Genomic DNA, 26,962 nt, shown 5'->3' on the forward strand with positions numbered 1-26,962 from the left:
CCACGAGCCTCCTCGCGTATCACCGTGAGCCGCCTCCGCCGATAGCCAGGTCTTCTCAACGGAAACGAACGGGACACCCCTATACGCGGCGTACTCGGTGACCGCAGGGCGATCGTGCTCCTGCTCGGTTCCGCCCTTCTCGCCCTTCGTCGATCAAGTTGGTTCCCATGGTGCGGCCTTCACCTCCTCATGCAGACACTTGCGGCCTACGCGACCGGATTCAGGCTGAAACGGCATCTGACTAGCAGACGGAGCCCGCCGGCTTCGTGGTGAGTGCGGCTCCTGCCGTCGGGTGCTTCGGACCCATGGCGAACAGAAGCAGTGCCGCTGCGGCGAAGACGACGCCCGTGGTCACGTACAGGGCCAGTGGTGTCCAGTCGGCGTCCAGCAGCCACCCGGCTGCGGACGGGGCGATGATCGCGCCCACGCGGCCGACGCTGATGGCCGCTCCGACGCCGGTGGCGCGCAGGCGCGCCGAGTAGACGCCGGGTGTGAGCGCGTAGAGGCCGGCGATGCATCCGTTCACGGCCACTCCGATGACCGCGCCGATGCAGAAGGCCAGCGCCAGCGTGTCGGTGGAGGCCGCGAACGCCACTATCAGCGCTCCGGCCAGGAAGAGGTAGGTACGCAGCACGCCGATGAGCGCGTAGCGTGCGGCCAGTGCGCCCAGGAGCGCGGTCCCGAAGACGCCGCCCAGGTTGAGCAGGGTGCCGCCGGTCAGCCCCTGAGTGGATGACATGCCGGCTTCGACCAGGAGGGTCGGCGTCCAGCTGGTGACGAAGTAGAAGGCCGCCATCACCAGGAAGAAGGCCCCCCACAGTACGAGCGTGGGACGGCGCAGGTCCGGTGTCAGCAGGCTGCGCAGCCCGCGGTCTGCCGTGCGTTCCGTTTCGTCGAAGTGGGGCAGTTCGGTGAGCACGGGCTGTCCCATGCGGCGGGCGAGTGAGTTGACCCGCTCAAGGGCGTTCGCGGGTCTGCGGGTGAGGAGGAAGTCGAGCGACTCGGGCAGGAACCAGAAGGCGAAGGGAATGACGGCCAGGGTGGCCAGCCCGCCGGCGAGGAACACCGACCGCCATCCGCAGTGGTCGATGAGGGCGACCGAAGAGACGCCACCGACCGTCGCACCCACGGCGTATCCGGTGGAGTTGAGACTGACGGCCAGGCCGCGCCAGCGGCGTGAGGCGAACTCACCGGCGATGACGTTGCTGCACGCCAGGACCGCTCCGATGCCGATCCCGGTCACCAGGCGAAGCGTCGCGAGCTGCTGCCAGTTCTGGCTTGCCGAGGAGAGCAACATGCCACCTGCGGCAACGGTCAGACCGGCCAGGATGACGGGCCTTCTGCCGACCCGGTCTGCCCGGGGAGCGACGAGGAGAGCACCCAGGGCCATGCCGGCCAGTCCGCTGCTGAGGAGGAGCCCCAGCGTGCCGGAGTCCAGGTCCCATTCGCCGGAGACCGTCTTTCCGGTGAAGGACATGACGAGCACGTCGAACCCGTCAAGGGTGTTGAGGAGTACGCAGATGGCGATCGCGCTCCACTGGAAGCGGCTCATGGGCCCGTTGTCCAGGGCCTCTCTCAAGGGGGCGCTCATCGGTCACCTCGTCGGGGGACACGGCGATCGGGGAACTGGTACATGGCAGCACTCCGTTGTCGACTGCGGTGTAGCCGACGGGGCCCGCAGCGGGACGGACGCTTCGGCCGCCGGCGCAGTCATAGTGCGAGCGACGAGGTGCGGTGACCAGGTGCTTTCCCGCATGCCGGGAAACGAATTGTCGCCGACGGACGCCGCTCAGGCGACGGACGGGTCGAGTGCCCGGGAGATGGCCCGGCCGGTACGGCGAACCAGGTCGGCCAGTGTTCCCACGGACGTCGATCCGTGCCGGACGACGACGGAAACGGCTGCCGCCGCCTCGCCTGCCGCGGTGGTGACCGGTGCCGCCACGGACAGTGTGTCGACGGACAGCTGGCGATCGCTCACCGAGTACCCGTAGGTGCGTACCTGGGCGAGGACCCGCCGGAGCAGAGTGCTGTCGGTCAGTGTGAAGTCGGTGTGGCGCCGGATGGGGACGCGCAGAACGTCGTCCTGCACCGGGGCCGGGGCATGGGCGAGCAGGACCAGCCCTGCGGCGGACGCCGTGACGGCGAGCCGTCCGCCCACGCGGGTCAGCGTGGGCACGGCACCGCCGGCACGGATGTGTTCCACGAAGACGACTTCGGAGCCGTCACGGACGGCCAGCTGCACGTTCTCGCGCGTGAGAGCGGAGAGAGCCTCCAGGTGGGGCAGTGCCCGTTCACGCAGCCCCTGGGTGCGCGGGGCCAGGACTCCGACCTCCCACAGCCGCAGGCCCACCCGGTAACGCCCCTGCGCGTCCCGTTCCAGTGCTCCCCAGGCGAGGAGTTCTCCCAGCATGCGGTGCACGGTGGAGACGGGCAGGCCCGCCCTGCGGGCCAGGTCGCTCAAGGACAGGTGCGAGTGCTGGGCGGTGAAGGCTCCGAGGATCTGCAGGGCCCGGCCGATGACGGGACCGGTTCCGGGGCCCGGGGGATTGGGATGCTGCCGTTGCCCGGGCGGAGCCGGGGCGGGGAGGGGGTGGTGAGTCAAGGCGTGACTCCTTCGTCGATCCTGGACCGGCGGCCAGGTGTGCTCTGGTGCCGCAGGGCGGCAAGGGGCAGGACCGGCCGAGTTCGGCCCGGACCGGTTCACTGCCCGAGCCGTCACGCCTCGCCGTCGAGCGATTCGTCGTCCATGGAGGCGATCTTGCGGAGGATGTCCGTGACCAGAGGTCGCTCGCTCTCCGACAGTGACTCCAGGAGCTGCTCGTTGATCCGTTTCGCCGGAGGGATCAGGGCGTCGAGCAGTTCGGCTCCTTCATCGGTCAACTCCAGCAGCGTCCGCCTGCGGTCCGCCTCGTCCCGTACCTGGCTGACGTAGTGCTGCTCGGTCAGTCGGCGGACCATCTGGTTGACCGTGGAACGGTCCAGTGACGTCCGGCCGGCGAGGGTGCGCTGGTCGATGCCGGGTTCCTGGCAGAGGGCGTTAAGGACGGCGAACTGTTGGGAGGTGATCTCCCGGGAGACGTGCCGGAACCACAGCGCGGTGTGCACCTGTTCCGCGCGCCGGATCAGATGTCCGACGTAGTTGTGCAGGTCCAGTGCGCGCGCCACAGTGCTCCGTTCGTCCGTGGCCCAGGTGCTGCCTCCCGGGTGGGCCGGTCGGCCCACCCGGGAGTTTATGAGTGCGCGGCGCCACCGCGTGCCGTGGGGCCGTCAGCGGGCCCGGCGTCCGGGGCGCTGCTCGTAGGGGACGGCCCGGGAACCGTCGACGCCCACTTCCAGCCGGCCGACCCGCTCGATCTCCAGGACGACGCGGTCGCCGTGGCTGAGCGGTCCCACCCCGGCCGGCGTACCGGTGGCGATCACGTCACCGGGGTGCAGCGTCATGACGGAGGAGGTGTAGGCGATCAGCTCGCGGACGCCGAAGATCAGGTCCGCCGTATTGGTCTCCTGGCGGGTGGCGCCTCCGACGTCGCAGCGCAGACCGAGGGTGTCCGGGTCGGGTATTTCGTCCGCGGTGACGATCCACGGGCCGATGGGGGTGAAGGTGTCGAACGATTTGCGGGTGGAGCGGTCCTCACCGGAGCGGACGGTGATGTCCAGCACGCAGGTGTAGCCGAAGACGTGGTCCAGCGCGTCGTCCGTGCTGACGTGGGAGGCCGTACGGCCGATCACCACGCCCAGTTCGCCTTCCTGGTCGGTGCGCTTGTCGGTGTAGGGCAGCAGGATGTCCTGGCCCGGGCCGATGACCGACGAGTTGGCCTTGAGGAAGACGCCGAGATCGGCAATGGAGGTGGTGTACTCCATCTCGGCTTTGTGATCGAGGTAGTTGACCGGCGCACCGATGATCTTGCCCGGGCGGGGGAGCGGGGCCTCCAGATCCGCCTCGGCGAGCGGGACGCGCGGACAGCCGGTGAGGTCGAGGTGCCCGACGCCGTCACGGACCGTTGTCTCGATGTACCGCTGGAGTGCTCCGGCCGGGCCGGGAGCGCCGGGGCCGGCGAGTTGTTCGGTCACGTCGACGAGGGCGTCGCCGTCGACGAGCCCGAGGCGCCCCTTGTTGAACAGGGCCAGACGCATCTTGGCCTCCTTGTGAGGTGTCGGGGGAAGTGGCGGATCAGGCGCCGGGGTCGGCGTCTTCCGTGCGGTAGAGGCCGAGGGAGCGCATGACCGGCTCGTCGCTGTAGGAGAAGAGCACGGCGTCGTGCGAGGACGAGGTGTTCAGGTGCCGGTAGGACGCCCAGCCGGGCACGGCGAAGGTGTCGTGCTCGGACCACTCCAGCCGCTCGCCGTCGACGATTGTGGCGCCCTCGCCGCGGACGACGCTGAAGATGGTCGAGGCCGTGTGCCGACGCCCCGCGCCCTGGAAACCGGGGCGCAACCGCTGGACGCGGCAGCCGATGGTGGGCATGACCGGCCCGCCCGTCCACGGATTGGTGTACTCCAGGACGATGCCGTCGACGTCGCTGCCCTCTGCGGTGTCGGCGACCGCGTCCAGGGCGCGCCGGGTCTCCTCCCAGGTGTAACGCGTCACGGGGGAGTTCGGTCCGTCCTGGCTGAGCCAGACGGGGTTGAGCCGGCCGTGCAGGAACTGCCGGCTGCCCGCATCGTCGGGCCGGGTGACCGGCTGGAGGCGCTGCGGGTACTGCTCGTAGAAGCCCGCTTCCAGGGCGTTGACGAGCGGGTAGTCGAGCGCGTCGAGCCAGATCATCGGCGCGTCGCCTTCGTGGGTGTGGTCATGCCAGTGCCAGCCGGGGGTGAGCAGCAGGTCGCCCGGGGCCATGAAGACCCGCTCTCCGTTGACGGTCGTCCACGCGCCGTCGCCCTCGAGGATGAAGCGGAAGGCGTTGGAAGTGTGCCGGTGGGCCTGCGCGGTCTCACCGGGCAGGATGATCTGCAGTCCGGCGTACAGGGTGTTGACGGAGGCCGGCGGGTCGGTCAGACCGGGGTTGACCAGCATGAGCACACGGCGTTCGGCCTCCTCCAGCGAGAGCGTCTCGGAGAAGTGCAGCAGGTGCGGACGCAGCTCCCGCCAACTCCAGCGGTAGGGCACGGCGCGGCTCTTGGGCTGGGCGGGGAACAGATTGCCGTAGAAGCGCCACAGCGGCGCCGCCCCCGCACCCTCCAGGGCCTTGTAGGCGAGGTCGTCGGTCGTCAAGATGTCCTCCTTGGTCGCGGTCTCAGAGGGCGGGAACAGCGGCCGTGGCTGGCGTCCACACCCAGGAGATGTCGGCGAAGTCGTCGGCCTTGCGGGACGAGAGCAGCATGTTGCGCAGGGTGGCTCCCATGCCCTCCAGATGACAGATCTCGCCGAAGCGGCGGGCGTTGGCCTGGATCCGCGTCGCCCGTTCCCGGCGCCGGTCGGCGTACGCGTGGAAGGCTTCGGCGGGGTCGGTGAACTGACCCAGCGCGTCCCCCAGAGCCACCGCGTCCTCCAGAGCCTGGCAGGCACCCTGAGCCAGGTACTGCAACATGGGATGGGCGGCATCGCCGAGCAGCACGATCCGGCCGTGCACCCAGTCGGCGACGGGCAGCCGGTCGTACAGCGGCCAGCGCCGGTCGCGAGCGACCAGCGGGAGGGCGTCGCGCACGGCCTGGCAGGTTCCGGCGAAGCGTTCCTCCAGTTCCGCCTCGGTGCCCCAGTCGTCGGAGTCCGGCGTGTAATGGTCGCTCTCGAACACGGCGACCTGGTTGTACAGCTCGCCGCGGCGCACGGGGTACTGCACCAGGTGCATGCGCGGACCTGCCCAGACCATCACCGCTTCCGAGGCGGCGTGCTGGGACATACGACCGGTCATCTTCTCGGTGGGCAGCGCCCCCCGGAACGCCACGTAGCGGGAGCAGACCGGATCACCGTCGCCCACCAGTATCTGGCGCAGGCGTGAGTGGAGGCCGTCCGCGGCCACGACCGCGCCCGCGGTCAGGACCGACGGGGACTCGGCGAAGTGCAATCGGACGCCGGACGTGTCCTGGTCGACGTGGGTGACGGTGTGTCCGGTGTGCAGCGTGACGGAGGGCTGTTCCTGGCAGGCGGCCAGGAGCACGGAGTGGAGATCCGTCCGGTGCGTGACCAGGTAAGGATGGGTGAAACGCTCGGTGTAGACCTCGCTGCGGAGGTCCAGCGACGTGATCTGGTTCCCGGTCAGCGCGTCCATCATCACCAGGGCGGGCGGTGCGACCGCGGTGCGCTGGACGGCCTGAAGGACGCCGAGCTCCTCGAGGGCGAGGGAGGCGTTCGGGGCGAGTTGCAGCCCGGCACCGATCTCACCGAACCGGGAGGCCTGTTCCACGAGCGTCACGCTGTGCCCGGAGCGGGCGACCGCCAGAGCCGCGGCCAGCCCGCCGATGCCGCCGCCGACCACGGCGATGTGAAGAGGGTCAGTAGTCACGGGCATTTGGCCTCCTGGTGTGGAAGGGAGTGGAGGACACCGGGGAGCGAGGGCGGCGGACACCGGCACGACCCTGATGGTCAGTAGACCAATCATTGGTGTGCTGATTATGTTGCGGGGGTGTCACCTCGATGTCAATGGTCTGCGTCGCGCAAAGAGCCGGCACAGCGCGTCGACTTCGTGGAGCGCCGGGGCACGTGTTCAGCAGGCGGCCGTGCGACTGTCCAGGCGCAGGGGTGCGTCGGTACGGGCGGTGATGTCCTCGACGGTGGTGCCCGGGGCGGTCTCGACGAGGGCGAGGCCGTCGGTGGTGACGTCGAGGACGCCGAGGTCGGTGATGATCCGGTGGACGCACCGCTCGCCGGTGAGGGGGAGGGTGCACTCCTCGAGGATCTTCGGGGAGCCGTCCTTGGCGGTGTGTTCCATCAGGACGATGACGCGGCGGGCGCCGTGCACCAGGTCCATGGCGCCGCCCATGCCCTTGACCATCTTCCCGGGGATCATCCAGTTGGCCAGGTCGCCGGTCGCGGAGACCTGCATGGCGCCGAGCACGGCGGTGTCGATGTGGCCGCCGCGGATCATGCCGAAGGAGAGCGCGGAGTCGAAGAAGCTCGCGCCGGGCAGCACGGTGACGGTCTCCTTGCCCGCGTTGATCAGGTCGGGGTCGACCTCGTCCTCGCGCGGGTAGGGGCCGGTACCGAGGATACCGTTCTCCGAGTGTAGGACGACGTGCACGCCGGGCGGGAGGTGGCCGGGTACGAGGGTGGGCAGACCGATGCCGAGGTTGACGTAGGAGCCGTCGGCGAGTTCGGCGGCGGCGCGGGCGGCCATCTGGTCGCGGGTCCAGGCCATCAGTTGCTTACCGTCCTCTTCTCGATGGGTTTGTCGGCGGCTTGCTCGGGACTGAGCGGTACGACCCGCTGGACGTAGACGCCGGGCAGGTGGATTTCGTCCGGGGCCAGTTCGCCGGGTTCGACGAGTTCCTCCACCTCGGCGATCGTGACGCGGCCGGCCATGGCGGCGAGCGGGTTGAAGTTGGCAGCGGCCTTGCGGAACACGAGGTTGCCGTGGTGGTCGCCGCGCCAGGCCCGTACGAGGGCGTAGTCGGTGGTGATGCCGTGCTCCAGGACGTGCGTGCGGCCCGCGAAGTCTCGGGTCTCCTTGGGCGGGGAGGCGACGGCGACCGTCCCGTCGGGCGCGTACCGCCAGGGCAGCCCGCCCGTCGCCACCTGGGTGCCGACACCGGCCGGCGTGTAGAAGGCGGGGACGCCCGCGCCGCCGGCCCGCAGCCGTTCGGCCAGCGTGCCCTGCGGCGTCAGTTCCACCTCCAGCTCCCCGTTGAGGTACTGGCGGGCGAACTCCTTGTTCTCGCCGACGTAGGAGCCGGTGACGCGGGCGATGCGGCCGACGGCGAGCAGGACGCCCAGGCCGCGGCCGTCCACGCCGCAGTTGTTGGAGACGACCTCCAGACCGGTCGTGCCCTGCGCGTACACGGCGTCGATGAGGGCGGCGGGGACGCCGGAGAGACCGAAGCCGCCGACGGCGAGCGAGGCGCCGTCGGAAATGTCGGCTACAGCCTCGGCGGCGTCGGCGCGGACCTTGTTCACGTGAGGGTGTCCTTTCAGGTGGGGACGCCGGGCAGAACGGTGGACCACCCGCCGTCGACGACGAGGTTGGCGCCGGTGATGTAGGCGGCCTCGTCGGAGGTCAGAAAAACGGCGGCGTTGACCACGTCGTCGGGAAGCCCGACCCGGCCGAGCGGGATGTGACGGCCGACGGCGCACATCGGACGGTCGTCGGCGAGCAGGTTGGCGCGCGAGCCGTCGGTGTCGATCATTCCGGGGCTGACGCAGTTGGCGCGTACGCCGTACGGGGCGCCCTCCGCGGCGAGCTGCCTGGTCAGCGCGATCACCGTGCCCTTGGACGCCGAGTGCGCGGTGCGCGGGGCGGCGAGGGAGCCGGTCAGACCAGCGGTCGAGCCGACGGTCAGTACGCAGCCGCGACTGCGTACCAGATGCGGCCAGGCCGCCTTGACGGTCAGCCACACCGAGTCCAGTTCGGCGCGCACCGTGAAGACGAAGTCCTCGTAGGGCTGGGAACCGATTGCGCCGAAGCGGACGGCACCGGCGTTGGCGTAGACGATGTCGACGCCGCCGAAGGCGTCGACGGCCTCCGCCACCCAGGAACGCACGGACTCCTCGTCGGTGACGTCGAGGGGCCGGGAGTCAGAGCGGTGCCGCCCTCACGGGCGATCAGCCGCTGGGTCTCCACGGCCTCCTCGTGCAGCAGGTCGCCGCCGACGACCAGCGCGCCTTCGGCGGCGAAGCGCAGGGCCGCCGCCCGGCCCTGGCCGCGGGCGGTGCCGGAGATCAGGGCCACCTTGCCGTCGAGCCGCTTCATCCGTCGGCCTCGGCGGCGAGCAGGGCGTCGGACACCGACTTGACCCCGCCGTGCGCGGTCAGACCGCCGTCCACGGGGATCTCGGCACCGGTGATGAACGACGCGTCGTCCGACAGCAGGAAGACGACCAGTGGCGCCACCTCGTCGGCGGTGCCGGTGCGCCCGAGCGGGGTCTCCCGGAGGTTGGCCGCACGGAACGCGGGCGCGGCGGAGGCCGTCATCTCCGTCTCGATGTAACCGGGGTGGACGGTGTTCACCCGGATGCCACGGGGCCCGAGTTCGAGCGCGGCGGTCTTCGACAGGCCCCGCAGGCCCCACTTGCTCGCGGTGTAGGCGACCGGGTAGTGGGCGGTGAGCGCGGCCGATGAGCCGACGTTGACGATCGAGGAGCCCGGCTGCATCAGCGGGCTCAGGTGCTGGATGCCGAGGAGCGGACCGGTGACGTTGACCGAGTGCACCCGCTCGAAGTCCTCGGCCCGGACGTCACCGATCCGTGCGCGCCAGGTGATGCCCGCGTTGTTCACCAGGCCGTGGACCTGCCCGTATGTCTCCCTCAACTCGGCGGCCAACTCCGCCCATTCCTCGTCGCTGCTGACGTCGAGGCGGCGGCAACCCCCGTCGGGGGCCACGTCGGTGGCGATGACCCGGGCGCCCTCGCGGGTGAGCGCCTCCGCCTCGGCGGCGCCCTGCCCACGAGCCGCCCCGGTCACGACGACGACCTTGCCGAGCAGCCTCTTGGGGTGCAGGTCGCTCACGGCCGCTCCCGGCTGCGACGTCGGCCGGACGGCAGGGGGACGGGCTCCACGCCGGGGACGACGGTGTTGGTGAGGGTGCCGAGGCCTTCGACGGTGAGGGTGACGGTGTCGCCGGGCTTCAGCGGGGGCGGTGTCTGCTCGCCGCGCCGGCCCCAGAGTTCGGCGAGGCAGCCGCCGTTGCCGCAGGTGCCCGAGCCGAGGACGTCACCGGGGACGACGCGGGTGCCGCGGGAGGCGTAGGCGGTCATCTCCTCGAAGGTCCAGCTCATGTTGGACAGCAGATCCTCGCCGACCTTTTCGCCGTTGACCTCGGCGGTCAGCGCCAGGCGCAGGAAACCGTCGTCGTCCCGGTACGGCTCCAGCTCGTCCGCGGTGACGAGACAGGGGCCGAGGGTGGTGGCGGTGTCCTTGCCCTTGCAGGGGCCGAGGCCGACCTTCATCTCCGCGCCCTGCAGGTCGCGCGCGGACCAGTCGTTGAACACGGTGTAGCCGACGATGTGGTCGCGGGCCTGCTCGGGCGTGAGGTCACGGCCCTCGCGGCCGATCACCGCGCCCACCTCCAGCTCGAAGTCCAGCACGGCCGAACCGGGCGGCACCGGGATGTCGTCCCCGTGGCCGTAGACCGCGTGCGGGTTGGTGAAGTAGAAGGTCGGCGCCGCGTACCACTGCTCGGGGACGCCGCCGGTCCCCTCCACGGCGCGGCGCACGCCTTCGACGTGCTCCTCGAAGGTGACGAAGTCCCGTACCGACGTGGGCCGGATCGGAGGCAGCAGCCGCACCTCGGAGACGTGCGGACCGGGCGGGACGTCGAGCGCCGCCCGGCCGGCGGCGAGCAGCCCGGGTAGGCCGTCGGTCTCGGCGAGCAGCGCGGTGAGCGAGATGACGCCCGGCAGCGGGAAGAGAGTGCCGTCATCCTCCACGACGGCCACACGGTGGCGGTGTCGGTGTTCGTAAGCGGCGAAACGCATGGTGCGGCTCCTGGTGGAGGGGGGTCAGTCGAGGGGAATGCGTATGAGGTCGTGGCCCACGGTGACGCGGCCCTGGTAGCCGGCCGCCCGGGCGGAGGCGCGGGCCGCCGCGGCCTACTCACGTGCGGGGAACCGGGTCGGACCGGTCGGCGCGAGGTGGCTGAGGACCAGCCGGCGCGCCCCCCGCGGCGGCGGCGATGCCCATGCGCTCGCCGTACGGCGGGGGACCGCCCGCCGTACCCGACAGATGCACCACCGTGCGGCTCTTCGGCCGGGATCCCTTCCATGCCTCGGTGTGGGGTGCCGCGGCGGCGGCCTGCGGAGTGACCGCGAGGGCGGTGGCGGCCGCGCCACCAGCCAGTAGACCGCGGCGGGACAGCGGGGTCGTACGAGGGAGGGGGCATCGGACGGTTCCTTCGATCGTCGTTGATGCGGAGCCGTGGGGGAGGGAGGGGCCGGGGGCGCGGCGGCGCGAGTCAGGGCGTGGACACCGCCGCCGCGTCCCCGGGGCGAGGGGGATGGATCAGACGGGCGGGGCGACGAAGACGCCGCGGTCGGGGTCGTTGAAGGACTCCTTGGCGATGAGTTCGTTCATGGGGTTGGCGGTGCCCCACTGGTCGGTGACCTCCGGCTGGGAGAAGTCGTAGACGTGGGGGTGCCAGGTGTCCTCGTCGAGGAGTTCCAGCTCGGTGGTGTACTCGACGGTGTTGCCGTGCGGGTCGAGGAAGTAGGTGAAGGTGTTGTCGCCGGCCATGTGTCGGCCGGGGCCCCAGATCTTCTTGTAGCCGGCGCGGATGACGCGTCCGGAGCCGCGCATGTACTCGTCGATGCCGCGCATCTCGAAGGAGATGTGGTGCAGTGCGGTGTGCGGGCCCTTGGCCAGGGCCATGGAGTGGTGCTGGTTGCTGATCCGCATGAAGTGCATGACCTCGCCCATGTGCGGCGAGCTGAGGGTGTCCGACAGCGCGAAGCCGAGGTGACGCTCGTACCACTCGCGGGTGCGGTTGAGGTCGGGGGAGTTGAGGACGACGTGGGAGAGCTTGACCGGGATGGACTCCTTCTCCTCGATCCTGCGGTGCCGCCTGACTTCGACGTCGGCGGAGACCTCGATGGTGCGGCCGTCGACGTCGAAGAAGCGGAAGCCGTAGCCGCCGCCGGGGGTGTCGACCTTGCCCGGCCGGGTGATCAACTGCACGCCGCCGGCAAGGAGTCGCTCGGCGAGGGTGTCGACGTCGGCCGCGTTCGCTGCGCCGTAGGAGACGAGGTCGAGGCGCTTCTCGTCGGCCTTGCGCAGCCGCACGACGTACTGCTCGGGGGAGCCCTCGGCGGCGAGGAAGGAGATGCCGGAGTCCTCGGCGACCTTGGTCAGGCCCCAGACGCCGGCGTAGAAGTCGAGCTGCTTGTCGTAGTCAGGCACGGCGAGGTCGACGTGGCGCAGGTGGGTGAGCAGACGCATGGTGTCAGTCCTTCCGGAGGAGGGCGGCGGCGTTCGCGCCGCGGACGGCGTCGAAGTCGGCCTCGGGCAGTCGTGCGGCGCGCAGGGCGCCGACGGGGTCCTCGGTGCCCATGTCGAAGGGGAAGTCCGAGCCGAGCAGCACCCGGTCGGCCCCGGCGACGCGCACCAGTTCGCGCAGGACGTGCGGGTCGTGGACGAGGGAGTCGAAGTACAGGCGCTTCAGGTAGCTGCTGGGCAGGTGGGCGCAGCCGGCGCTCGCGTCGGAGCGGGTCGACCAGGCGTGGTCGGAGCGGCCGATGTGGGTGGGCAGGTAACCGCCGCCGTGCGCGGCGATCACCTTCAGGCCGGGGTGGCGGTCGAGAACCCCGGAGAAGATCAGGTGGGAGAGGGCGACGGCGTTCTCCACCGGCTGGCCGACGGTGTTGGACAGGTACCAGCGGTCCAGCCGCTCGTCCAGGGTGCAGCCGAAGGGGTGCAGGAAGAGGAGCGCGCCGGTCTCCTCGGCCCGTGTCCAGAACGGCTCGTACGCGGAGTCGGACAGCTCCCGGCCGGGGGCGTGGCTGGAGATCTCCACCCCGGCCAGTTCCTGCTCCAGGGCGTGGTCCAGGGCACGGACCGCCAGGTCCGGGTGCTGGAGCGGCACCAGGCCGAGCCCGCGCAGCCGGTCCGGGGCGGCCGAACAGTGCGCCGCCGTCGCCTCGTTGGCGGTCCGGTACACCTTCTCGGCCGTCTCCTCGTCCGCCCAGTAGTGGTAGTGCGAGGGCGAAGGGCTGACCAGTTGGACGTCCACGCCCTGGGCGTCCATCGCGGCCAGCCGCACGGTGACGTCGGTCAGCTTCAGGATGCGCTCGCGGACCATGGGGCCGTTGACGGCGAGGGCTTCGGGGCCGTTGCGCCGGGCGTCCAGGACCTTCGCTTCCGCGTGTCCCGGGAGGCCGGCCACCAGCGCCTCGATCTCGGGGAGCAGGATGTGGGCGTGCACGTCGACAGTGGGGGAGAGGCGGGTGGTCACGGCAGCTCCCGGAGCATGGTCATGGTGCGGCCCATCAGGCCAAGCACGTCGGCGTTGCGGACGCCGTCGAGCTGCCACTGCCCGATCTGCACGGACGCCTCCACGACCGGGCGGACGCGGGCGATCCTTCGCTCGTAGTAGGCCTGGAGCAGTGCGTCGTCCCAGGTGTCCGCGGTGGTCAGCATCTGGGCCAGCACCCAGGCGTCCTCCATCGACAGGGCGGCGCCCTGGGCGAGGGTGGGTGGGCAGCAGTGGGCGGCGTCGCCGATGAGCACGACCCGGCCGCGGTGCCAGGAGCCCTCGACCAGCATGCGGTCGAACCAGGTGTAGTTGACCTTCGCCGGGTCGGTGATGTGCTCGGTGATCTCCGGCCAGTGGCCGCCGTAGGAGGAGGCGAGGCGGCGCATCTCGTCGGCGTACGACTCCGGGGGTATGGAGGCGCGGTCGCGGTTGGCCTCGACGACGTACGCGTACAGGGTGGTCTCGCTGGTTGGGCAGTAGCCGGCGATGTAGGCCGGGCCGCCGTAGGCCAGGTCCGTGCGGGTCACGCCGGCGGGCCGCGGTGCGGCGACGCGCCAGATGGCCATGCCGGTCGGTTCGGGCTTCGCCGTGATGCCGATCGCCGCCCGGGTGGTGGAGCCCAGGCCGTCGGCGGCGATCACCAGGTCGTAGCGGCCCTCGGTGCCGTCGCTGAGGCGGACGGAGACACCCTCGCCGTCTTGGTCCAGGATTTCGGCGGTGGTGCCCAGGCGGACCGACGCGCCACTGCCCCGCACGGCCTCGATGAGGATCTGCTGAAGTTGTGGGCGCTGCATGCCGACGGTGGCGGGGAGGTCGTCGCCGCCGGTGCGCAGGTCGTCCTGCGCGTGCAGGACGGTGCCGTCGGGGGCGGTGATGCCGACGGAGCCGAAGCCGTAGCCGGATTCCTCCACCTGTTCCCACACGCCGAGTTCGCGCAGGACGCGCAGGGCGTTGCCCTGGAGGGTGATGCCCGAGCCGGCGGTGGCGTTCCAGTCGGCCTTGGCCTCGATCAGGTCCACGGTCAGACCGGCCCGGCGCAGCAGGACGGTGACGGCGTTGCCGGCCGCGCCGCCGCCGACGACGAGAACCGTGCGGGGTGTGATCATAGGGGAACTCCTTCGTTCCGCTGGTTACTTGACGGCGATCGGGTTGACGGGGGAGCCGACCGCGCCGGTGATGGGCAGGGGTGCGGCGGTGAGCCAGAAGTCGTACCTGCCGTCCTCGGCGCAGTCCTCGGCGAGCGCCTCCAGGTCCCACATCTCGCCGATCAGCAGGCCGATGTGCGGGATGGCCACCTGGTGCAGCGGCTGGAAGGCGTGCTCGAACTCGTTCGGCCGGACCTCGAAGCCCCAGGTGTCGGTGGCGATCGCGGCGATCTCCGTACGGTGCAGCCAGCTGGCCGTGGTGAACGACAGTCCCGGGGCGGGCCCGCCCGCGTACTCGCCCCAGCCCTCGCGGCGCGCCCGGGTGAGCTGGCCGGTGCGGACGAGGACGATGTCGCCGCGACCCACCCGCACACCGTGCGCCTCGGCGGTCGCGGCCAGGTGCTCCTCGGTGATCGCGAACCCGTCGGGCAGTTCCCCGTCCTCACCGACCGTGCGGCCCACGTCCAGTAGGACGCCGCGTCCGGCGACGTGCGGGGCCATGTGCTCGATGCCGGTGACCAGGTCGCCGTCGGAGGTGACGACCTTCTGGGCGGGGCGGCCGTTCCACGCCTTGCCGTGGTCGAAGATGTGCCCGAGCCCGTCCCACTGGGTGGAGCACTGCAGCGGCATCGCGATGACGTCGTCGGCGCCGCCGATGCCGTGCGGGAAGCCCTGGTTGCCGAGGGCCGCGTCGGTGCCGGTGTCCAGCATGGTGTGCACCGGGTTGGTGCGGCGGCGCCAGCCCTTCTGCGGGCCGTTCATGTCGAACCGCTGGGACAGCGAGAAGCTGACGCCCCGCCGCACCAGCGCCGCGCCCTCACGGCGCTTGCCCTCGTCCAGGAAGTTGAGGGTGCCGAGCCGGTCGTCCTCGCCCCAGCGGCCCCAGTTCGAACACGTCTTGGCGGACTCGGCGATCGCGCCCTCCGGGTCGGTGCGGTCCGGGGTCACCGGGTCGCCTCCGCCACGCAGCGGGTGCGCTGGGCACCGAGTCCGGTGATGGCGGCGTCCATGACGTCGCCGTCGCGCAGCAGCCGGCCCCAGTGCATGCCGTTGCCGGCCGGGGAGCCGGTGAGCACCAGGTCGCCGGGGAGGAGGCGGGCGGTCTGCGAGGCGTAGGAGACCATCCGCGCCACATCGAAGATCATGTCCTTGGTGGACTCGTCCTGCATGGTCTCGCCGTTCAGCTTCAGCGTGAGGCGCAGGTCGCCGGGGTGGGCGATCGACTCGGCGGGCACGATCCAGGGGCCGAGCGGGGTGAAGCCGGGCGCGTTCTTGCTGCGCAGCCAGTCGGTGCCGATCTGCGGCATGTCCCGGCGGAAGACGGTGGCGCGGTCGGTGAGGTCGTTGGCGATCGTGTACCCCGCCACGTGGTCCAACGCCGCCTCCACGGAGACCCGGTGGGCGGGCCGGCCGATCACGGCCGCCAGCTCCAGCTCCCAGTCCGGCTGCTCGGCCCAGGCGGGCAGTACGACGTCGTCGTAGGGGCCGGTGATCGCGCTCGGCAGGCCGATGAACACGTACGGCAGGTCCTCCGCCGCCCGCCGGTCCATGACCTCCGCAGCCTCGGCCCGCCGCTCCTCCTCCGGGCGGTCGTCACCCGGAGCCCGGTGCGCGACATGGAGGTCGATCACGTGCTGCCGGTAGTTCGCCCCCGACTGCAGCACCTGACGCGGCTCGACCGGCGCGTGCACCCGGAAGTCCGCCAGCGGCTTCCGCCCCGGCCCGCCGTCGGCGGCCAGCGTCCGCAGCCGCGGCAGCGCCGACTCCCAACTCGCCAAGAGGCTCCGGGTGGTCGATCGGTCGTCGCCGAAGGCGACGCGCAGGTCGACTACCTGGGCGTCAGGCGTGACGAGGGCAGGGAAGGCCGGCCCGTCCGGGGCCGACAGGGTGCCGAGGGCGAAGGGTCCTGCGAACAGCGCGGACGAGGGTGCAGGTTTCACGGACATGTCCTCCTGATTGCGGTGCGACTAATCTGGACCCGCCATCCGAGATCAGGGAAATTGCTTCTATGGATGGCTGCCATCCATGGCGTCGATTAGTCCTGGTCAGCGCCATACCGCAAAGGGAAGACCCGTGAATCTGGCCCGCCTCGACCTCAACCTCGTCGTCGCCCTGCGTGCGCTGCTGGAGGAGCGCAACGTCACTCGCGCCGGACAGCGCGTCGGTCTCAGCCAGCCCGCCATGAGCGCCGCCCTGGCCAGGCTCCGCCGTCACTTCGACGACGAGCTGCTCGCCCGCGTCGGCGGCCACTACGAGCTCACCGCCCTCGGCCAGGTCCTCCTCGACCGCACCTCCACCGCCTACGACCTGCTGGAACGCCTCTTCGCCAGCCAGGCCGCCTTCGACCCCGCCAAGGAGACCCGCGAGTTCAAGCTGATCGCCTCCGACTACGCTGTGGCCGTCTTCGGAGCCGAACTCGCCCGCGTCGTCCACGAAGAGGCCCCCGGCATCCGCCTGCGGTTCGCACAGACTCCGACCACGGTGGTGGACGCCACGGACACGCTGCTGAGCACCACCGACGGACTGCTCATGCCGCACGGCGTCATCAGCGACTTCCCCGCCACCGACCTCTACGACGACCGCTGGGTCTTCCTCGTCGCCGACGACCACCCCAGCGTCGACGACCGCCTCACCCACCAGGACCTCGCCCGGCTGCCCTGGGTCACCTACCAGCGCACCTACGACGCCCCGGCGGTGCGCCAGCTGGGCATGCTCGGCATCGAACCCCGGGTCGAGGTGTCCGTCGACAGCTTCCAGATCATGCCGCTGCTGGTGGCCGGCACCCGGCGCATCGCCCTGGTCCAGGCCCGCCTGGCCCGACTCCTCGCACCGCTCACCGCCGTACGCGTCATGGAGCCGCCGTACGAGGCGGTGCCGCTGCGGGAGGCGCTGTGGTGGCACCCCGTGCACACCCATGACGCGGCCCACATCTGGCTGCGGGAGACGGCCGCCCGGGTCGGCAGACGACTGGGTGAGGCTCCCGGGAGGTGACCACGGCCCGGCGGACGCAGCGTCCGGGAGCCCTCCGGCGGCCTCACGGCAGGCCGTCACCGCCGCTATCCACGGCCTGGATCGACGTCATTCAAAACGCGGATCGCCGCAGGGGTGGGCAGGTCGGTGCCCGGCCCGCATAGTCGTGGCACGTCCCCCGCCCATGCGCCGAGTTCCCTGAAAGCGGGACCCGTCCGCGTCGAGGTGCCGCCTTCCCGCCGTCTGCCCCGGAGCGCCGCCATGCCTGTTTCCGCCGTCTCGCCCTCCCTCGACCGCGGTGAGACCCCCACCGCGCGGGGCGGGCTGCCCGCCGTCCTGCTGATGGCCGGCAGCTGTCTACCCGTCCTCGGCGCGGTGTTGCTCGCTCCGGTCCTGCCGCGCATGCAGGAGCATTTCGAGACCGCGCCCGGTCACGTGGCGCTGGTCCTCCTGGTGCTGACCGTCCCGGCGCTGTCACTGGCCCTGCTCGCGCCCTTCGCGGGTGTCGTCGTCGACCGGCTCGGCCGCAAGCGGCTGCTGGTCGCGGCCACGGTCCTGTACGCGCTGTTCGGCACGGTGCCGCTGTGGCTGGACTCGCTGTACGGCATCCTGGCGAGTCGCGTACTGGTGGGCGTTGCCGAAGCAGCGATCATGACCTGTTGCACCACTCTGATCGGTGACTACTACACCGGCAGGCTCCGTGACCGGTACCTCGCTCTGCAGACGATGTGTGCATCGGTGTCCGCCACGGTCTTCTTCCTGCTCGGCGGTGCCCTCGGGGCGGCCGACTGGCGTGCGCCCTTCTGGCTGTACGCGGTGGGTCTGCTGCTCGCCCCTGCCATGGCACGGGTGCTGCCGGTCCCAGCACCCGCAGCCGGGCGCCCGTCGAGCGAGGAGGACGCCGCAAGCGAACGGGGCCCTTCCCGGTGCGGCGCATGGCCGGCATCTGCCTGCTGACCGTGTTCGGCGCGGTCGTCTTCTACACCGTGCCGGTGCAGATGTCGTACCTCCTCGACGACCTGGGTGTGCACTCCACCGGTGTGATAGGCGCGGTCACGGCGGCTGCCAGCGCCGCCACCGTGCTCGGCTCCGTTCTTTTCACCCGGCTCACCGACCGGCCACGCCGCCGGCTGCCGGCTCTCTTCCTGCTGTGTGCTGTTGGCTTCCTCGTCATGGGCGTCGCCGACAGTCTGCCCCTGCTGATCGCGGGGGTTGTGGTGAACTGCGTGGGCACGGGGCTGCTTCTGCCGTCGCTGCTGACGCTGGCCATGTCCCGCCTCGGCTTCGCCGACCGGGGGCGCGGTACCGGCCTGTGGATGGCGGCCTTCTTCCTCGGCGAGTTCGTCTGCCCGCTGGTCCTGCTCGTTGGCAAGGGAGCCCTTGGCTCGTTGGCCTGGGCCGTCGGACTGCTCGGCCTGGCCGCTCTGCTGGTCTCGGTCCTGCTGGTACTCCTCACCAGCCGCGCTTCGCGAGCCCTGCCCCACCATGTTCCCGAACGGCTTTGACCGGCCCGCGTCACCGCGCCGGCGTCCCCATGGACGACCGGCGCACGACCAGTTCCGGTTGCAGCACGACGTGGACGTGCTCGTGAACGGTGCCGCGGCCGGTGTCCTCGACGAGCAGGCGGCCGGCCTGCCGGCCCATGGCGGCGGCGGGCCGTCGCACCGAGGTGAGCGGGACGACGGCGGACGCCGCGAACTCGATGTCGTCGTAGCCGACGACCGCGATGTCGTCCGGCACCCGCAGCCCGGCCTCGTACAGGGCCTGCATCACCCCCAGGGCGAGCAGGTCGTTGGCGCAGAAGACGGCGGTCGGCCGGGTGGGCAGGCCGAGGATGCGGTGTCCGGCGTCCCTGCCGGCGTTCACGGTGAGGGCCGGGCACGGCACGTCCCGCAGCGAGGCCGCCGGAAGGCCGGCCGCAGCGACGGCGCCGAGGGCACCCCGACGCCGGTCCCGTACCTGCTGGAGACGGTCGGGGCCGCTGACGTGGGCGATGGAGCGGTGTCCTCGCTCGATCAGGTGGCGGATCGCCGCGTGGCCTCCCGCGACGTCGTCGATCCCGACGGAGCAGGCGCCGGGCTGGGACGCGTTCTGGTCGGCCACGACGAAGGGGACCGCGTTGCGGCGGAAGGCGGCCACGGTGCGACCGACCCCCTCACCCGAGGTCAGCACGGCGCCGCGGACCTGGTGGGAGGTGATCAGCGCCAGGTGGCGTGCGGCTTCCGCGGGATCGCGGGCGCCGGTGCAGACCATCACGCCGAGATCGGCTTCGCGCGCGGCCTGTTCCACGCCGGTGGCCAGGGCGGTGAAGAACGGGTTGGCCAGGTCGTGGACCAGGACGGCGATGACGCGCGAGGTCCAGCCGCGCAGTTGACGTGCCCCTTCGGCGCGTATGTAACCCAGCGAGTCGATCACGTCGAGGACCCGTGTCCGCGTGGACTCGGCCACGATCTCGGGACGGTTGAGCACGTTGGAGACGGTGCCGAGCGAGACACCGGCCTCTCGGGCGACGTCCTTGATGCCTACTCTGCGGCGCGCAGTGCCGTCCCGGGCCATGACGGTGTCACGACCGTGTCCCGCCCCGCGAGTCGCGGCGGGTGCATGCCGGCCCATGGGTCAACGGGCCCGCGGGGCCGTGGTGCTGCCGCGCTCCACCAGCCGCGGCGTCATCGTCGTCTGCATGGCCCGGTCCCGCCGGCCTTCCACGCGTTCGATGAGCATGCGGGCGGCGGCGGAGCCCATGGTGTGGCCGGCCTGGTCGACACTGGTGAGCTGGACGGGGGCCAGGGCGGCCAGCGCGGTGTTGTTGTAGCCGACGAGCGACAGGTCGTCCGGAATGCGCAGGCCGAGTTCGTGGGCCGCGCGGTAGATGCCCAGGGCGGCGACATCGGCGCCGGTCATGACGGCGGTCGGCGGGCGGTCGGCCGTCAGCAGGGTCATGCCCACCTTGAACCCGCCGTCGTCGGAGTACGCGGCATGGTGCACGCGCGCGTACTCCGTCAGGCCGTGCCGTTGCATGGCGTCCAGGTAGCCGTCGCTGAGCACGATCTCGGGAGTGCGCTTCCACCGGTTGGCCTTGGTGCCGGGGGCCGACACCAGGGCGATGTCCCGGTGGCCGAGCGAGACGAGGTGGTCGACGACCAGACCGGCGCCGATGTCGTCGGCGTCGACGACCGAGTCGTGGCTGTCCGCGGCGTCGTGGTGGCCGATGACCACGGTCGGTGTCGAGGCGGCCGTGGTGAGGATCTCGTCGCGCGGGGTTCCCGGCGCGATGAGGACCAGTCCGTCCATCTGGCGGTCGACCATGGACCGGATGGTTCTGGCCTGTTCCTCCGGCTCGAATCCGGCTGCGCCGATCAGCACGGTGTACTCGCTGGTGCGCAGTTCGTCCTGGATGCCGTCGAGGATGTCGGCGAAGAAGGCGTTGCGGACGTTGTCCAGCAGGACGCCGATCGTGTACGTCCGGCCGCGCATGCCGCGCGCCGCCGCGTGCGGCCGGTACCCGAGCTCGGTGATGGCTGCTGTTACCTTCTCCCGCATGGCCGGGCTCACACCGTAGGCGTTGCGCAGCACCTTGGAGACGGCGGCGGTGGACACGCCCGCGTGCCGGGCGACATCGGTGATGGTCACACGTCTGTTCTGTCGGGGTGCCATAGCCCGGTCCATCGTCAGCGCTCCGGTTCTTGTAGGCGTAGGTGTAACGGTCTACATGGTAGCCCCCGAGCGTCGTCAAGTCTCCTCGCGTGTGACTCCAGCGTTACGTGGCTGTGTCTTGACGGAACTGAAGGAGAGGTGCAGGGTGTTGCCCACTTGCTCGTAGAGAACGTTTTACACATTCTCCGCCCGCCTTCCGTCGGGCCTGCTCGTCGCCCCTGGCACCGCACTTCACTCCTCTGCTTTTCTCTCCAAGATCCCTGGGAGTCTTCCGTGTCCGTACGTTTGCCCCGTGCCCGTCGTGCGCGCCTGAGCCTGCTCACCGCCGGCACCGCTTCCCTCGCGCTGCTCGCCACCGCCTGCGGCGGCAGCGGCGGCGGTTCCTCGGCCGCGCCGGAGGACTTCAGCTACCTGAGCGTCACCGAGAACACCACCGTGAAGACGGCTCTGACCACCATGTCCAAGGGTGCGTGCAAGACGGCGGACGAGGCCCTGCCGCTGAAGGTGGAGACCGTTCCGCAGGCGAGCCTGGACCAGAAGCTGCAACTGCTGGCCGGCCAGGACGCCCTGCCGGTGCAGTTCGCGGCGGGCAACGCTCCCGCGCTCACCCAGCAGCTGGCGAAGTCGGGCAAGGTCGCCGACCTGGAGAAGGAGCTGAAGGGCCTCGGCGTCCTCGACCAGCTGGAGCCGGCCGCCGTCTCCACGATCAAGGCGCTGTACGGCGGTGAGCTGCAGGTGCTGCCGTACGAGTACAACATCGAGGGGATCTTCTACAACAAGAAGCTCTTCCAGGAGAACGGCCTGAAGGTGCCCGGCACATGGGAGGAGCTGGTGTCGGCCGCGGCGAAGCTGGAGTCGAAGGGCGTCCAGCCGTTCTCCGCCTCCGGTCAGCAGGGCTGGCCGCTGACCCGTCTGATCAGCGGCTACCTGTACCGCAGCCTCGGCCCGGACGCGCTGCAGAAGGTGGCCGACGGCAAGGCGAAGCTGACCGACCCCGAGTACGTGAAGGCGGCCGAGGAGGTCGCCGAACTCGGCGGGAAGGGCTACTTCGGCAAGGGCGTCGGCTCCATCGACTACGACACCGCGATGAACGAGTTCCTCAACGGCGAGGCCGCCATGTTCTACATGGGCAGCTGGGCGCTGGCGAATATATCCGACGAGAAGCAGAACAAGGTCGGCGCCGAGAACGTCGGCTTCATGCCCTTCCCGGCCGTCCCCGGCGGCAAGGGCTCGGTCGACCAGTACCCCTCCAACGTCGGTCTCGGCATCACCCTCGGCGCCAAGTCCTTCGACAAGAAGACCGGCGACTGGGTCTCCTGCATCGCGGAGAACTACGGCAGCACCGCCCTGAAGGACCACGGCTCCATCTCCGGCTTCAAGGTCAACACCGAGGTGAAGGACGCCAACGAGGTCACCACCCAGGTCCGCGACACCATCAGTGCCTCGAAGCAGAACGTGCTGTGGTTCGAGGCCCTGTTCAGCACCAAGGCCACCACCGTGTCCCAGACCAACGCGGCGAGCCTGGTGAGCGGGAGCATGAAGCCCGAGCAGTTCATGAAGACCGTCCAGGACGCGCTCGCCGCCCAGTGACCGGCCGGGGCGGCGCACGCGGCCTCCTGACGCACGCAGCGTGCGCCGCGCCCGCCACCACCAGGCCGGTCTCTTCAACGGAAACGAAGTGGACACCACCCATGCACCGCGTACTCGGTGACCGCAGGGCCATCGCGATCCTGCTCGGTCCCGCCTTCTTCGTCTACTCCCTGATCATGCTCGTCCCGATGGTGTGGTCACTCGGGTACTCCTTCACCAAGGGCAACACCATCGAAGGCTTCACCGGCAACGGCGTCGCCAACTTCTCCCGCCTCCTCGACGACCCGGCCGTCCACGACGCCCTGTGGTTCACCCTCAAGTACGCCGTCGTGGTCACCGCCGGGCAGGTCGTCGCCGGGTACCTGCTGGCGCTGCTGTACGTCTTCTTCCTCAAGCGTGCCTCGGCGCTCATCCGTACGCTGGTGTTCTTCCCCGTGGTGCTGCCCACGGTCGCCGTCGGCCTGCTCTTCCAGAAGTTCTTCCAGGTCGCGCCGCAGACCGGACCCGTCAACTCCCTGCTGAACGCCGTCGGTATCGACTCGATCGACTTCTTCGGCAGCGCCGGAAGCGCCTTCTGGGTGCTGATCGTCATGGACATCTGGCGCTCCATGGGCTTCTACGCCGTCCTGCTCTTCGCCGGCCTGGTCGACATCCCCGACGAGGTCCTCGAGTCCGCCCGCCTGGACGGGGCGACGGGCCTGCGGCTGGTACGCCACATCGTCCTGCCGCTGTCGCTGCCGGTGCTGATGTCGTCCCTGATCTTCAGCATCAACGGCACCCTGAAGGTCTTCGACTCCATCGTCGCCCTCACCAACGGTGGTCCCGGCACCGGCACCACCCCGCTGACCCTGTACATGTTCCAGACGTCGTTCACCTACAGCGACTACGGCTACGGCAGCACCATCGCCCTGCTGCTCACCGTCGTCTGCCTGCTGGTGAGCCTGGTCGTCTACCGCGTCTCGCGGCGCGACCCCACGGAGGGCTGATCCCATGGCCATCGACACATCTGTGAAGGGCTCCGCGAGCCGCCTCGGGCGCCGGCCGTCCGGTGCCGCCGCACGCACCCGCGGGCGCCGGCCCGGAAGCCGGCTGTGGGTGAAGGCCGTCGTCGGCCTGCTGCTGGTCGTCGAGATCTACCCGCTGATCTGGATGTTCCTGACGTCGCTGAAGTCCAACGACGACTATCTGAACAACTCCACCTGGAGCCTGCCTACCACCTGGGAGTGGGGCAACTACACCGATGCCTGGACGACCGGCCACATCGGCCTGTACGTCCAGAACAGCCTGCTCGCCGTCATACCCGCCCTCGCCCTGATGCTGCTCCTCGGTACGGCCGCCGGCTTCGCCCTGCAGATCATGGTGTGGAAGGGCCGCAGCCTCACCCTGCTGATCTTCCTCGCGGGCATGATGGTCCCGCCGCAGATGATCCTGCTGCCGCTGTTCACGGTCTACTTCCAGACCGGCCTGTCCGGCACCCTGTGGCCGCTGATCCTCACCTACACCGGCACCGGTCTGCCGCTGACCGTCTTCATGATGGCCACCTACTACCGCAACGTCCCGCGTGAGCTGTTCGAGGCCGCCACCATCGACGGCGCCGGCATCCTGCGCGCCTTCTGGACCATCAGCGTCCCCCTGGTCCGCAACGCCCTGCTCACCGTCGGCCTGGTGCAGTTCTTCTTCATCTGGAACGACCTGCTCATCGCCCTGACCTTCACCAACGACCAGGACCTGCGCACCATCCAGGTCGGCCTGCTCAACTTCACCGGCGACTTCGGCGCCACCCAGTACGGGCCGCTGTTCGCGGCCATCTGCATCAACGTCTTCGGCACCCTCCTGATCTACCTCTTCCTCAACCAGAAGGTCATGAAGGGACTCACCTCGGGAGCGGTCAAGGGCTGACCACGAGTCAGTCCTACCGCCCCGCGTACGTGACGAAAGGTTTCCCTTGCTGCCCCCTCAGCCTTCTCCGGTGTCCTTCGAACATCTTCCGGACGGACTCGGCATCGGAGTAACCGCTCCCCGCCTCACCTGGACACTGTCCCCGGGTGCCGGCCGCCAGGAGGCGTACGAGCTGCGACTCGACCGCTCTGACGACGTGTACCGCACAGGACGCGTCAACAGCGCCGATCAGGTCCTGGTGGCCTGGCCCGGTGAGCCGCTGGCCTCCCGTGAACGCGTGACGGTCCGCGTCCGCGTCTGGACCCCGGACGCCGACGAGCCGTCGGCGTGGAGTGAACCGAGCACTGCCGAAGCCGGGCTCCTGAGGCCCGCCGACTGGCAAGCCGTCCCGGTGGGCGCCGGCTGGGACGAGGACCCGGAAGCGGAACGCCGCCCGGCCCGGGTCCGTAAGGACTTCCGCCTCGAGAGGCCCGTCACCCGCGCCCGCCTCTACGTCACGGCCCACGGCCTGTACGAGGTGGAGATCAACGGCCACCGCGTCGGCGACGAGATCCTGGCCCCCGGCTGGACGGTCTACCCGCACCGGCTGCGCTACCGCACCCACGACGTCACCGGCCAGCTCACCACCGGTGCCAACACCATCGGCGCGTGGCTGGGCGACGGCTGGTACCGCGGCAAGTACGGCTTCGACGGCGGCACCCGCAACATCTACGGCACCGACCAGTCCCTCATTGCCCAACTGGAGGTGACCTACGACGACGGCACCACCACCGTCGTCGCCACCGACGGTTCCTGGACCGCCGCCCCCGGACCGATCCTCACCAGTGGTCTGTACGAGGGGGAGACCTTCGACGCCCGGCTCGACGATCCCCGCTGGGCGACACCACAGGCATCCGATGCCGGATGGACCCCCGTGCGCACCGGCATCCGTGACCCGGCCACTCTCGTCGCCCCGCTGGGACCACCGGTGCGCTGCACCCAGGAGATCACCCCGGTCACCGTCACCCGCACCGGCGACGGCCGCCACCTGCTCGACTTCGGGCAGAACCTGGTCGGCAGGCTCCGCGTCACCGTCGACGGCCCGGAGGGCGCGGAGATCACGATCCGGCACGCCGAGGTCCTGCAGGACGGTGAGCTTGCCACCGGGCCGCTGCGGGAGGCGTATGCGACCGACACCTTGATCCTCTCCGGAGGGGGCCCGCTCACCTGGGAGCCCCGCTTCACCCTCCACGGTTTCCGCTATGCCGAAGTCACCGGATGGCCGGGTGAGTTGACTCCGGAGGCGGTCACGGCCCGGGTCCACCACACCGACATGCGCCGCACCGGCTGGTTCGAGTGCAGCGACCCGATGGTCAACCGCCTGCACGAGAACGTCGTGTGGAGCATGCGCGGCAACTTCGTCGACCTGCCCACCGACTGTCCGCAGCGCGACGAACGCCTCGGCTGGACCGGCGACATCCAGGTCTTCGCCCCCACCGCGAGCTACCTCTACGACTGCGCCGGCATGCTCGACTCCTGGCTCACCGACGTCGGTCTGGAACAACTGCCCGACGGCACGATCCCCTGGTACGTGCCCGTCATCCCGGGCGAGCCAATGTGGACGCCGATCCATCCCGGAGCCGCCTGGGGCGACGTGGCGACCCTCACCCCCTGGACGCTCTACCAGCGTTTCGGCGACCTCGGCCTGCTGCGCCGCCACTACCCGATGGCCAGGGCGTGGGTCGACCTCGTCGAGCGTCTCGCCGGCCCGAGCCGCCTGTGGGACACCGGCTTCCAGCTGGGCGATTGGCTCGACCCGGCCGCCCCGCCCGACGACCCGGCCGCCGGCCGCACCGACCGCTACCTCGTCGCCACCGCCTACTTCGCCTACTCCGCCCGCCACCTCGCCCTGATCGCCGCAGAGTTGGCGAACAGCGCCGACGCGACGCGGTACGCTGCGCTGGCCGACGAAGTGGCCGACGCCTTCCGGCGCCGGTACGTCCTGCCCTCCGGGCGCATGACGAGTGACAGTGCCACCGCCTATGCCATCGCCCTCGCCTTCGGCCTGCTGACACCGCAGCAACGGCAGGCGGCCGGCGATCGCCTGGCCCAGTTGATCGCCGAGGACGACGCCCGCATCGCCACCGGCTTCGTCGGCACCCCGCTCATCTGCGACGCCCTCACCGGCACCGGCCACCTCGACGTCGCCTACCGCCTGCTCCTCCAGACCGAGTGCCCTTCGTGGCTCTATCCCGTGGCGATGGGCGCCACCACCATCTGGGAGCGCTGGGACAGCATGCGCCCCGACGGCACCCTCAACCCCGGCGGCATGACCTCCTTCAACCACTACGCCCTCGGTGCGGTCGCCGACTGGCTGCACCGCGTCGTCGGCGGCATCACCGCCACCGCGCCCGGCTACCGCTCCATCGCCTTCCGGCCGCGTCCCGGTGGCGGCATCACCTGGGCCCGCACCCGGCACGACACGCCCTACGGAACGGCGTCGCTGTCCTGGGAACTCCGGGCCACCGGACTGACGGCCCGTATCACGGTGCCGGAAGGCTGCACAGCCATCGCCGAACTCCCCGGCTGCGCCCCGGTCGACCTGGGGCCGGGCGAGCACCTCCTGGACACGGTGGAACTCGCCACAGAGGCTGCCTGAGCGGCCGTTCC

Annotated in this window: 25 protein-coding genes; 7 read left to right on the plus strand and 18 right to left on the minus strand. The window is 70.5% G+C overall.

Going from position 1 to position 26,962, the window contains the following annotated elements:
* Positions 1-241: 241 nt before the first annotated feature.
* The 16 genes from ABTY20_RS07910 to ABTY20_RS07985 all read right to left on the minus strand — a co-directional run bounded on the left by ABTY20_RS07910 (position 242) and on the right by ABTY20_RS07985 (position 16,146).
* Positions 242-1,552 (minus strand): MFS transporter, encoded by a 1,311-nt coding sequence (locus ABTY20_RS07910; RefSeq protein WP_351996095.1) that lies wholly within the window; start codon positions 1,550-1,552, stop codon positions 242-244.
* 237 nt (positions 1,553-1,789) lie between these two features.
* Positions 1,790-2,602 (minus strand): IclR family transcriptional regulator, encoded by an 813-nt coding sequence (locus ABTY20_RS07915; RefSeq protein WP_351996096.1) that lies wholly within the window; start codon positions 2,600-2,602, stop codon positions 1,790-1,792.
* A gap of 113 nt (positions 2,603-2,715) precedes the next feature.
* A complete protein-coding gene (locus ABTY20_RS07920; protein ID WP_351996097.1) occupies positions 2,716-3,165 on the minus strand; it encodes a MarR family winged helix-turn-helix transcriptional regulator in 450 nt (149 codons plus the stop codon).
* Between the two features lie 102 nt (positions 3,166-3,267).
* Positions 3,268-4,134 (minus strand): fumarylacetoacetate hydrolase family protein, encoded by an 867-nt coding sequence (locus ABTY20_RS07925; protein WP_351996098.1) that lies wholly within the window; start codon positions 4,132-4,134, stop codon positions 3,268-3,270.
* A gap of 37 nt (positions 4,135-4,171) precedes the next feature.
* Entirely contained in the window at positions 4,172-5,212 is a 1,041-nt protein-coding gene (locus tag ABTY20_RS07930; protein WP_351996099.1) for a cupin domain-containing protein, read from the minus strand.
* A 22-nt stretch (positions 5,213-5,234) separates the two neighbouring features.
* Positions 5,235-6,449, minus strand: coding sequence for an FAD-dependent monooxygenase (locus tag ABTY20_RS07935; RefSeq protein ID WP_351996100.1), 1,215 nt, complete (start codon positions 6,447-6,449; stop codon positions 5,235-5,237).
* A 195-nt stretch (positions 6,450-6,644) separates the two neighbouring features.
* Positions 6,645-7,295 (minus strand): CoA transferase subunit B, encoded by a 651-nt coding sequence (locus ABTY20_RS07940; RefSeq protein WP_351996101.1) that lies wholly within the window; start codon positions 7,293-7,295, stop codon positions 6,645-6,647.
* The gene (locus ABTY20_RS07945) at positions 7,295-8,050 is read right to left on the minus strand and encodes a CoA transferase subunit A (RefSeq protein ID WP_351996102.1); all 756 of its coding nucleotides are present in this window, start codon (positions 8,048-8,050) and stop codon (positions 7,295-7,297) included. The genes ABTY20_RS07940 and ABTY20_RS07945 overlap by 1 nt, the downstream gene beginning before the upstream one ends.
* A 14-nt stretch (positions 8,051-8,064) precedes the next feature.
* Positions 8,065-8,634 carry an SDR family NAD(P)-dependent oxidoreductase gene (locus ABTY20_RS07950; RefSeq protein WP_351996103.1) on the minus strand — a complete coding sequence of 190 codons (570 nt, stop codon included), beginning with the start codon at positions 8,632-8,634 and terminating at the stop codon, positions 8,065-8,067.
* 205 nt (positions 8,635-8,839) lie between these two features.
* On the minus strand, positions 8,840-9,598 hold the full coding sequence (locus ABTY20_RS07955; RefSeq protein WP_351996104.1) for an SDR family NAD(P)-dependent oxidoreductase: 759 nt from the start codon (positions 9,596-9,598) through the stop codon (positions 8,840-8,842).
* Complete coding sequence (locus tag ABTY20_RS07960) at positions 9,595-10,566, minus strand: fumarylacetoacetate hydrolase family protein (RefSeq protein ID WP_351996105.1); 972 nt, start codon at positions 10,564-10,566, stop codon at positions 9,595-9,597. The genes ABTY20_RS07955 and ABTY20_RS07960 overlap by 4 nt, the downstream gene beginning before the upstream one ends.
* A gap of 523 nt (positions 10,567-11,089) precedes the next feature.
* The gene (locus tag ABTY20_RS07965) at positions 11,090-12,022 is read right to left on the minus strand and encodes a VOC family protein (protein WP_351996106.1); all 933 of its coding nucleotides are present in this window, start codon (positions 12,020-12,022) and stop codon (positions 11,090-11,092) included.
* A 4-nt stretch (positions 12,023-12,026) separates the two neighbouring features.
* A complete protein-coding gene (locus ABTY20_RS07970) occupies positions 12,027-13,034 on the minus strand; it encodes an amidohydrolase family protein (protein ID WP_351996107.1) in 1,008 nt (335 codons plus the stop codon).
* The gene (locus ABTY20_RS07975; protein WP_351996108.1) at positions 13,031-14,161 is read right to left on the minus strand and encodes an FAD-dependent oxidoreductase; all 1,131 of its coding nucleotides are present in this window, start codon (positions 14,159-14,161) and stop codon (positions 13,031-13,033) included. Before ABTY20_RS07975 ends, ABTY20_RS07970 begins: the two co-directional genes overlap by 4 nt.
* 24 nt (positions 14,162-14,185) lie before the next feature.
* Positions 14,186-15,148: a cyclase family protein gene (locus tag ABTY20_RS07980; RefSeq protein WP_351996109.1), complete on the minus strand. Its 963-nt coding sequence runs from the start codon at positions 15,146-15,148 to the stop codon at positions 14,186-14,188.
* Positions 15,145-16,146, minus strand: coding sequence for a fumarylacetoacetate hydrolase family protein (locus tag ABTY20_RS07985; RefSeq protein WP_351996110.1), 1,002 nt, complete (start codon positions 16,144-16,146; stop codon positions 15,145-15,147). Before ABTY20_RS07985 ends, ABTY20_RS07980 begins: the two co-directional genes overlap by 4 nt.
* Before the next feature lie 127 nt (positions 16,147-16,273).
* Between ABTY20_RS07985 and ABTY20_RS07990 the strand changes: the two genes are divergently transcribed.
* The 3 genes from ABTY20_RS07990 to ABTY20_RS35345 all read left to right on the plus strand — a co-directional run bounded on the left by ABTY20_RS07990 (position 16,274) and on the right by ABTY20_RS35345 (position 18,675).
* Complete coding sequence (locus ABTY20_RS07990; protein WP_351996111.1) at positions 16,274-17,191, plus strand: LysR family transcriptional regulator; 918 nt, start codon at positions 16,274-16,276, stop codon at positions 17,189-17,191.
* A 240-nt stretch (positions 17,192-17,431) separates the two neighbouring features.
* Positions 17,432-18,127 carry an MFS transporter gene (locus tag ABTY20_RS35340; RefSeq protein WP_502991763.1) on the plus strand — a complete coding sequence of 232 codons (696 nt, stop codon included), beginning with the start codon at positions 17,432-17,434 and terminating at the stop codon, positions 18,125-18,127.
* Positions 18,106-18,675: an MFS transporter gene (locus ABTY20_RS35345; RefSeq protein ID WP_502991764.1), complete on the plus strand. Its 570-nt coding sequence runs from the start codon at positions 18,106-18,108 to the stop codon at positions 18,673-18,675. The genes ABTY20_RS35340 and ABTY20_RS35345 overlap by 22 nt, the downstream gene beginning before the upstream one ends.
* A gap of 10 nt (positions 18,676-18,685) precedes the next feature.
* Here the strand turns inward: ABTY20_RS35345 and ABTY20_RS08000 are convergent, their stop codons facing one another.
* A complete protein-coding gene (locus ABTY20_RS08000) occupies positions 18,686-19,726 on the minus strand; it encodes a LacI family DNA-binding transcriptional regulator (protein ID WP_351996112.1) in 1,041 nt (346 codons plus the stop codon).
* Positions 19,727-19,786: 60 nt separating this feature from the next.
* Positions 19,787-20,800, minus strand: coding sequence for a LacI family DNA-binding transcriptional regulator (locus ABTY20_RS08005; RefSeq protein WP_351996113.1), 1,014 nt, complete (start codon positions 20,798-20,800; stop codon positions 19,787-19,789).
* Positions 20,801-21,097: 297 nt separating this feature from the next.
* Between ABTY20_RS08005 and ABTY20_RS08010 the strand changes: the two genes are divergently transcribed.
* The 4 genes from ABTY20_RS08010 to ABTY20_RS08025 all read left to right on the plus strand — a co-directional run bounded on the left by ABTY20_RS08010 (position 21,098) and on the right by ABTY20_RS08025 (position 26,951).
* Positions 21,098-22,414, plus strand: a complete 1,317-nt coding sequence (locus ABTY20_RS08010) for an ABC transporter substrate-binding protein (RefSeq protein WP_351996114.1) — start codon at positions 21,098-21,100, stop codon at positions 22,412-22,414.
* Positions 22,415-22,515: 101 nt separating this feature from the next.
* A complete protein-coding gene (locus ABTY20_RS08015) occupies positions 22,516-23,400 on the plus strand; it encodes a carbohydrate ABC transporter permease (RefSeq protein ID WP_351996115.1) in 885 nt (294 codons plus the stop codon).
* A gap of 4 nt (positions 23,401-23,404) precedes the next feature.
* On the plus strand, positions 23,405-24,313 hold the full coding sequence (locus ABTY20_RS08020) for a carbohydrate ABC transporter permease (RefSeq protein WP_351996116.1): 909 nt from the start codon (positions 23,405-23,407) through the stop codon (positions 24,311-24,313).
* 70 nt (positions 24,314-24,383) lie between these two features.
* On the plus strand, positions 24,384-26,951 hold the full coding sequence (locus ABTY20_RS08025) for a family 78 glycoside hydrolase catalytic domain (RefSeq protein WP_351996117.1): 2,568 nt from the start codon (positions 24,384-24,386) through the stop codon (positions 26,949-26,951).
* The last annotated feature ends 11 nt before the right edge of the window (positions 26,952-26,962 follow it).

Source organism: Streptomyces sp. NPDC126497 (genome assembly GCF_040302425.1).
Lineage (GTDB): Bacteria > Actinomycetota > Actinomycetes > Streptomycetales > Streptomycetaceae > Streptomyces.

Excerpts from the sequence above, each read along its gene's own strand:
- ABTY20_RS07910 (WP_351996095.1), bottom strand. The coding sequence starts at position 1,552 with ATGAGCCGCTTCCAGTGGAGCGCGATCGCCATCTGCGTACTCCTCAAC.
- ABTY20_RS07925 (WP_351996098.1), bottom strand. The coding sequence starts at position 4,134 with ATGCGTCTGGCCCTGTTCAACAAGGGGCGCCTCGGGCTCGTCGACGGC.
- ABTY20_RS07935 (WP_351996100.1), bottom strand. The coding sequence starts at position 6,449 with ATGCCCGTGACTACTGACCCTCTTCACATCGCCGTGGTCGGCGGCGGC.
- ABTY20_RS07940 (WP_351996101.1), bottom strand. The coding sequence starts at position 7,295 with ATGGCCTGGACCCGCGACCAGATGGCCGCCCGCGCCGCCGCCGAACTC.
- ABTY20_RS07960 (WP_351996105.1), bottom strand. The coding sequence starts at position 10,566 with ATGCGTTTCGCCGCTTACGAACACCGACACCGCCACCGTGTGGCCGTC.
- ABTY20_RS07965 (WP_351996106.1), bottom strand. The coding sequence starts at position 12,022 with ATGCGTCTGCTCACCCACCTGCGCCACGTCGACCTCGCCGTGCCTGAC.
- ABTY20_RS07975 (WP_351996108.1), bottom strand. The coding sequence starts at position 14,161 with ATGATCACACCCCGCACGGTTCTCGTCGTCGGCGGCGGCGCGGCCGGC.
- ABTY20_RS07985 (WP_351996110.1), bottom strand. The coding sequence starts at position 16,146 with ATGTCCGTGAAACCTGCACCCTCGTCCGCGCTGTTCGCAGGACCCTTC.
- ABTY20_RS35340 (WP_502991763.1), top strand. The coding sequence starts at position 17,432 with ATGCCTGTTTCCGCCGTCTCGCCCTCCCTCGACCGCGGTGAGACCCCC.
- ABTY20_RS35345 (WP_502991764.1), top strand. The coding sequence starts at position 18,106 with ATGGCCGGCATCTGCCTGCTGACCGTGTTCGGCGCGGTCGTCTTCTAC.
- ABTY20_RS08000 (WP_351996112.1), bottom strand. The coding sequence starts at position 19,726 with ATGGCCCGGGACGGCACTGCGCGCCGCAGAGTAGGCATCAAGGACGTC.
- ABTY20_RS08015 (WP_351996115.1), top strand. The coding sequence starts at position 22,516 with ATGCACCGCGTACTCGGTGACCGCAGGGCCATCGCGATCCTGCTCGGT.
- ABTY20_RS08020 (WP_351996116.1), top strand. The coding sequence starts at position 23,405 with ATGGCCATCGACACATCTGTGAAGGGCTCCGCGAGCCGCCTCGGGCGC.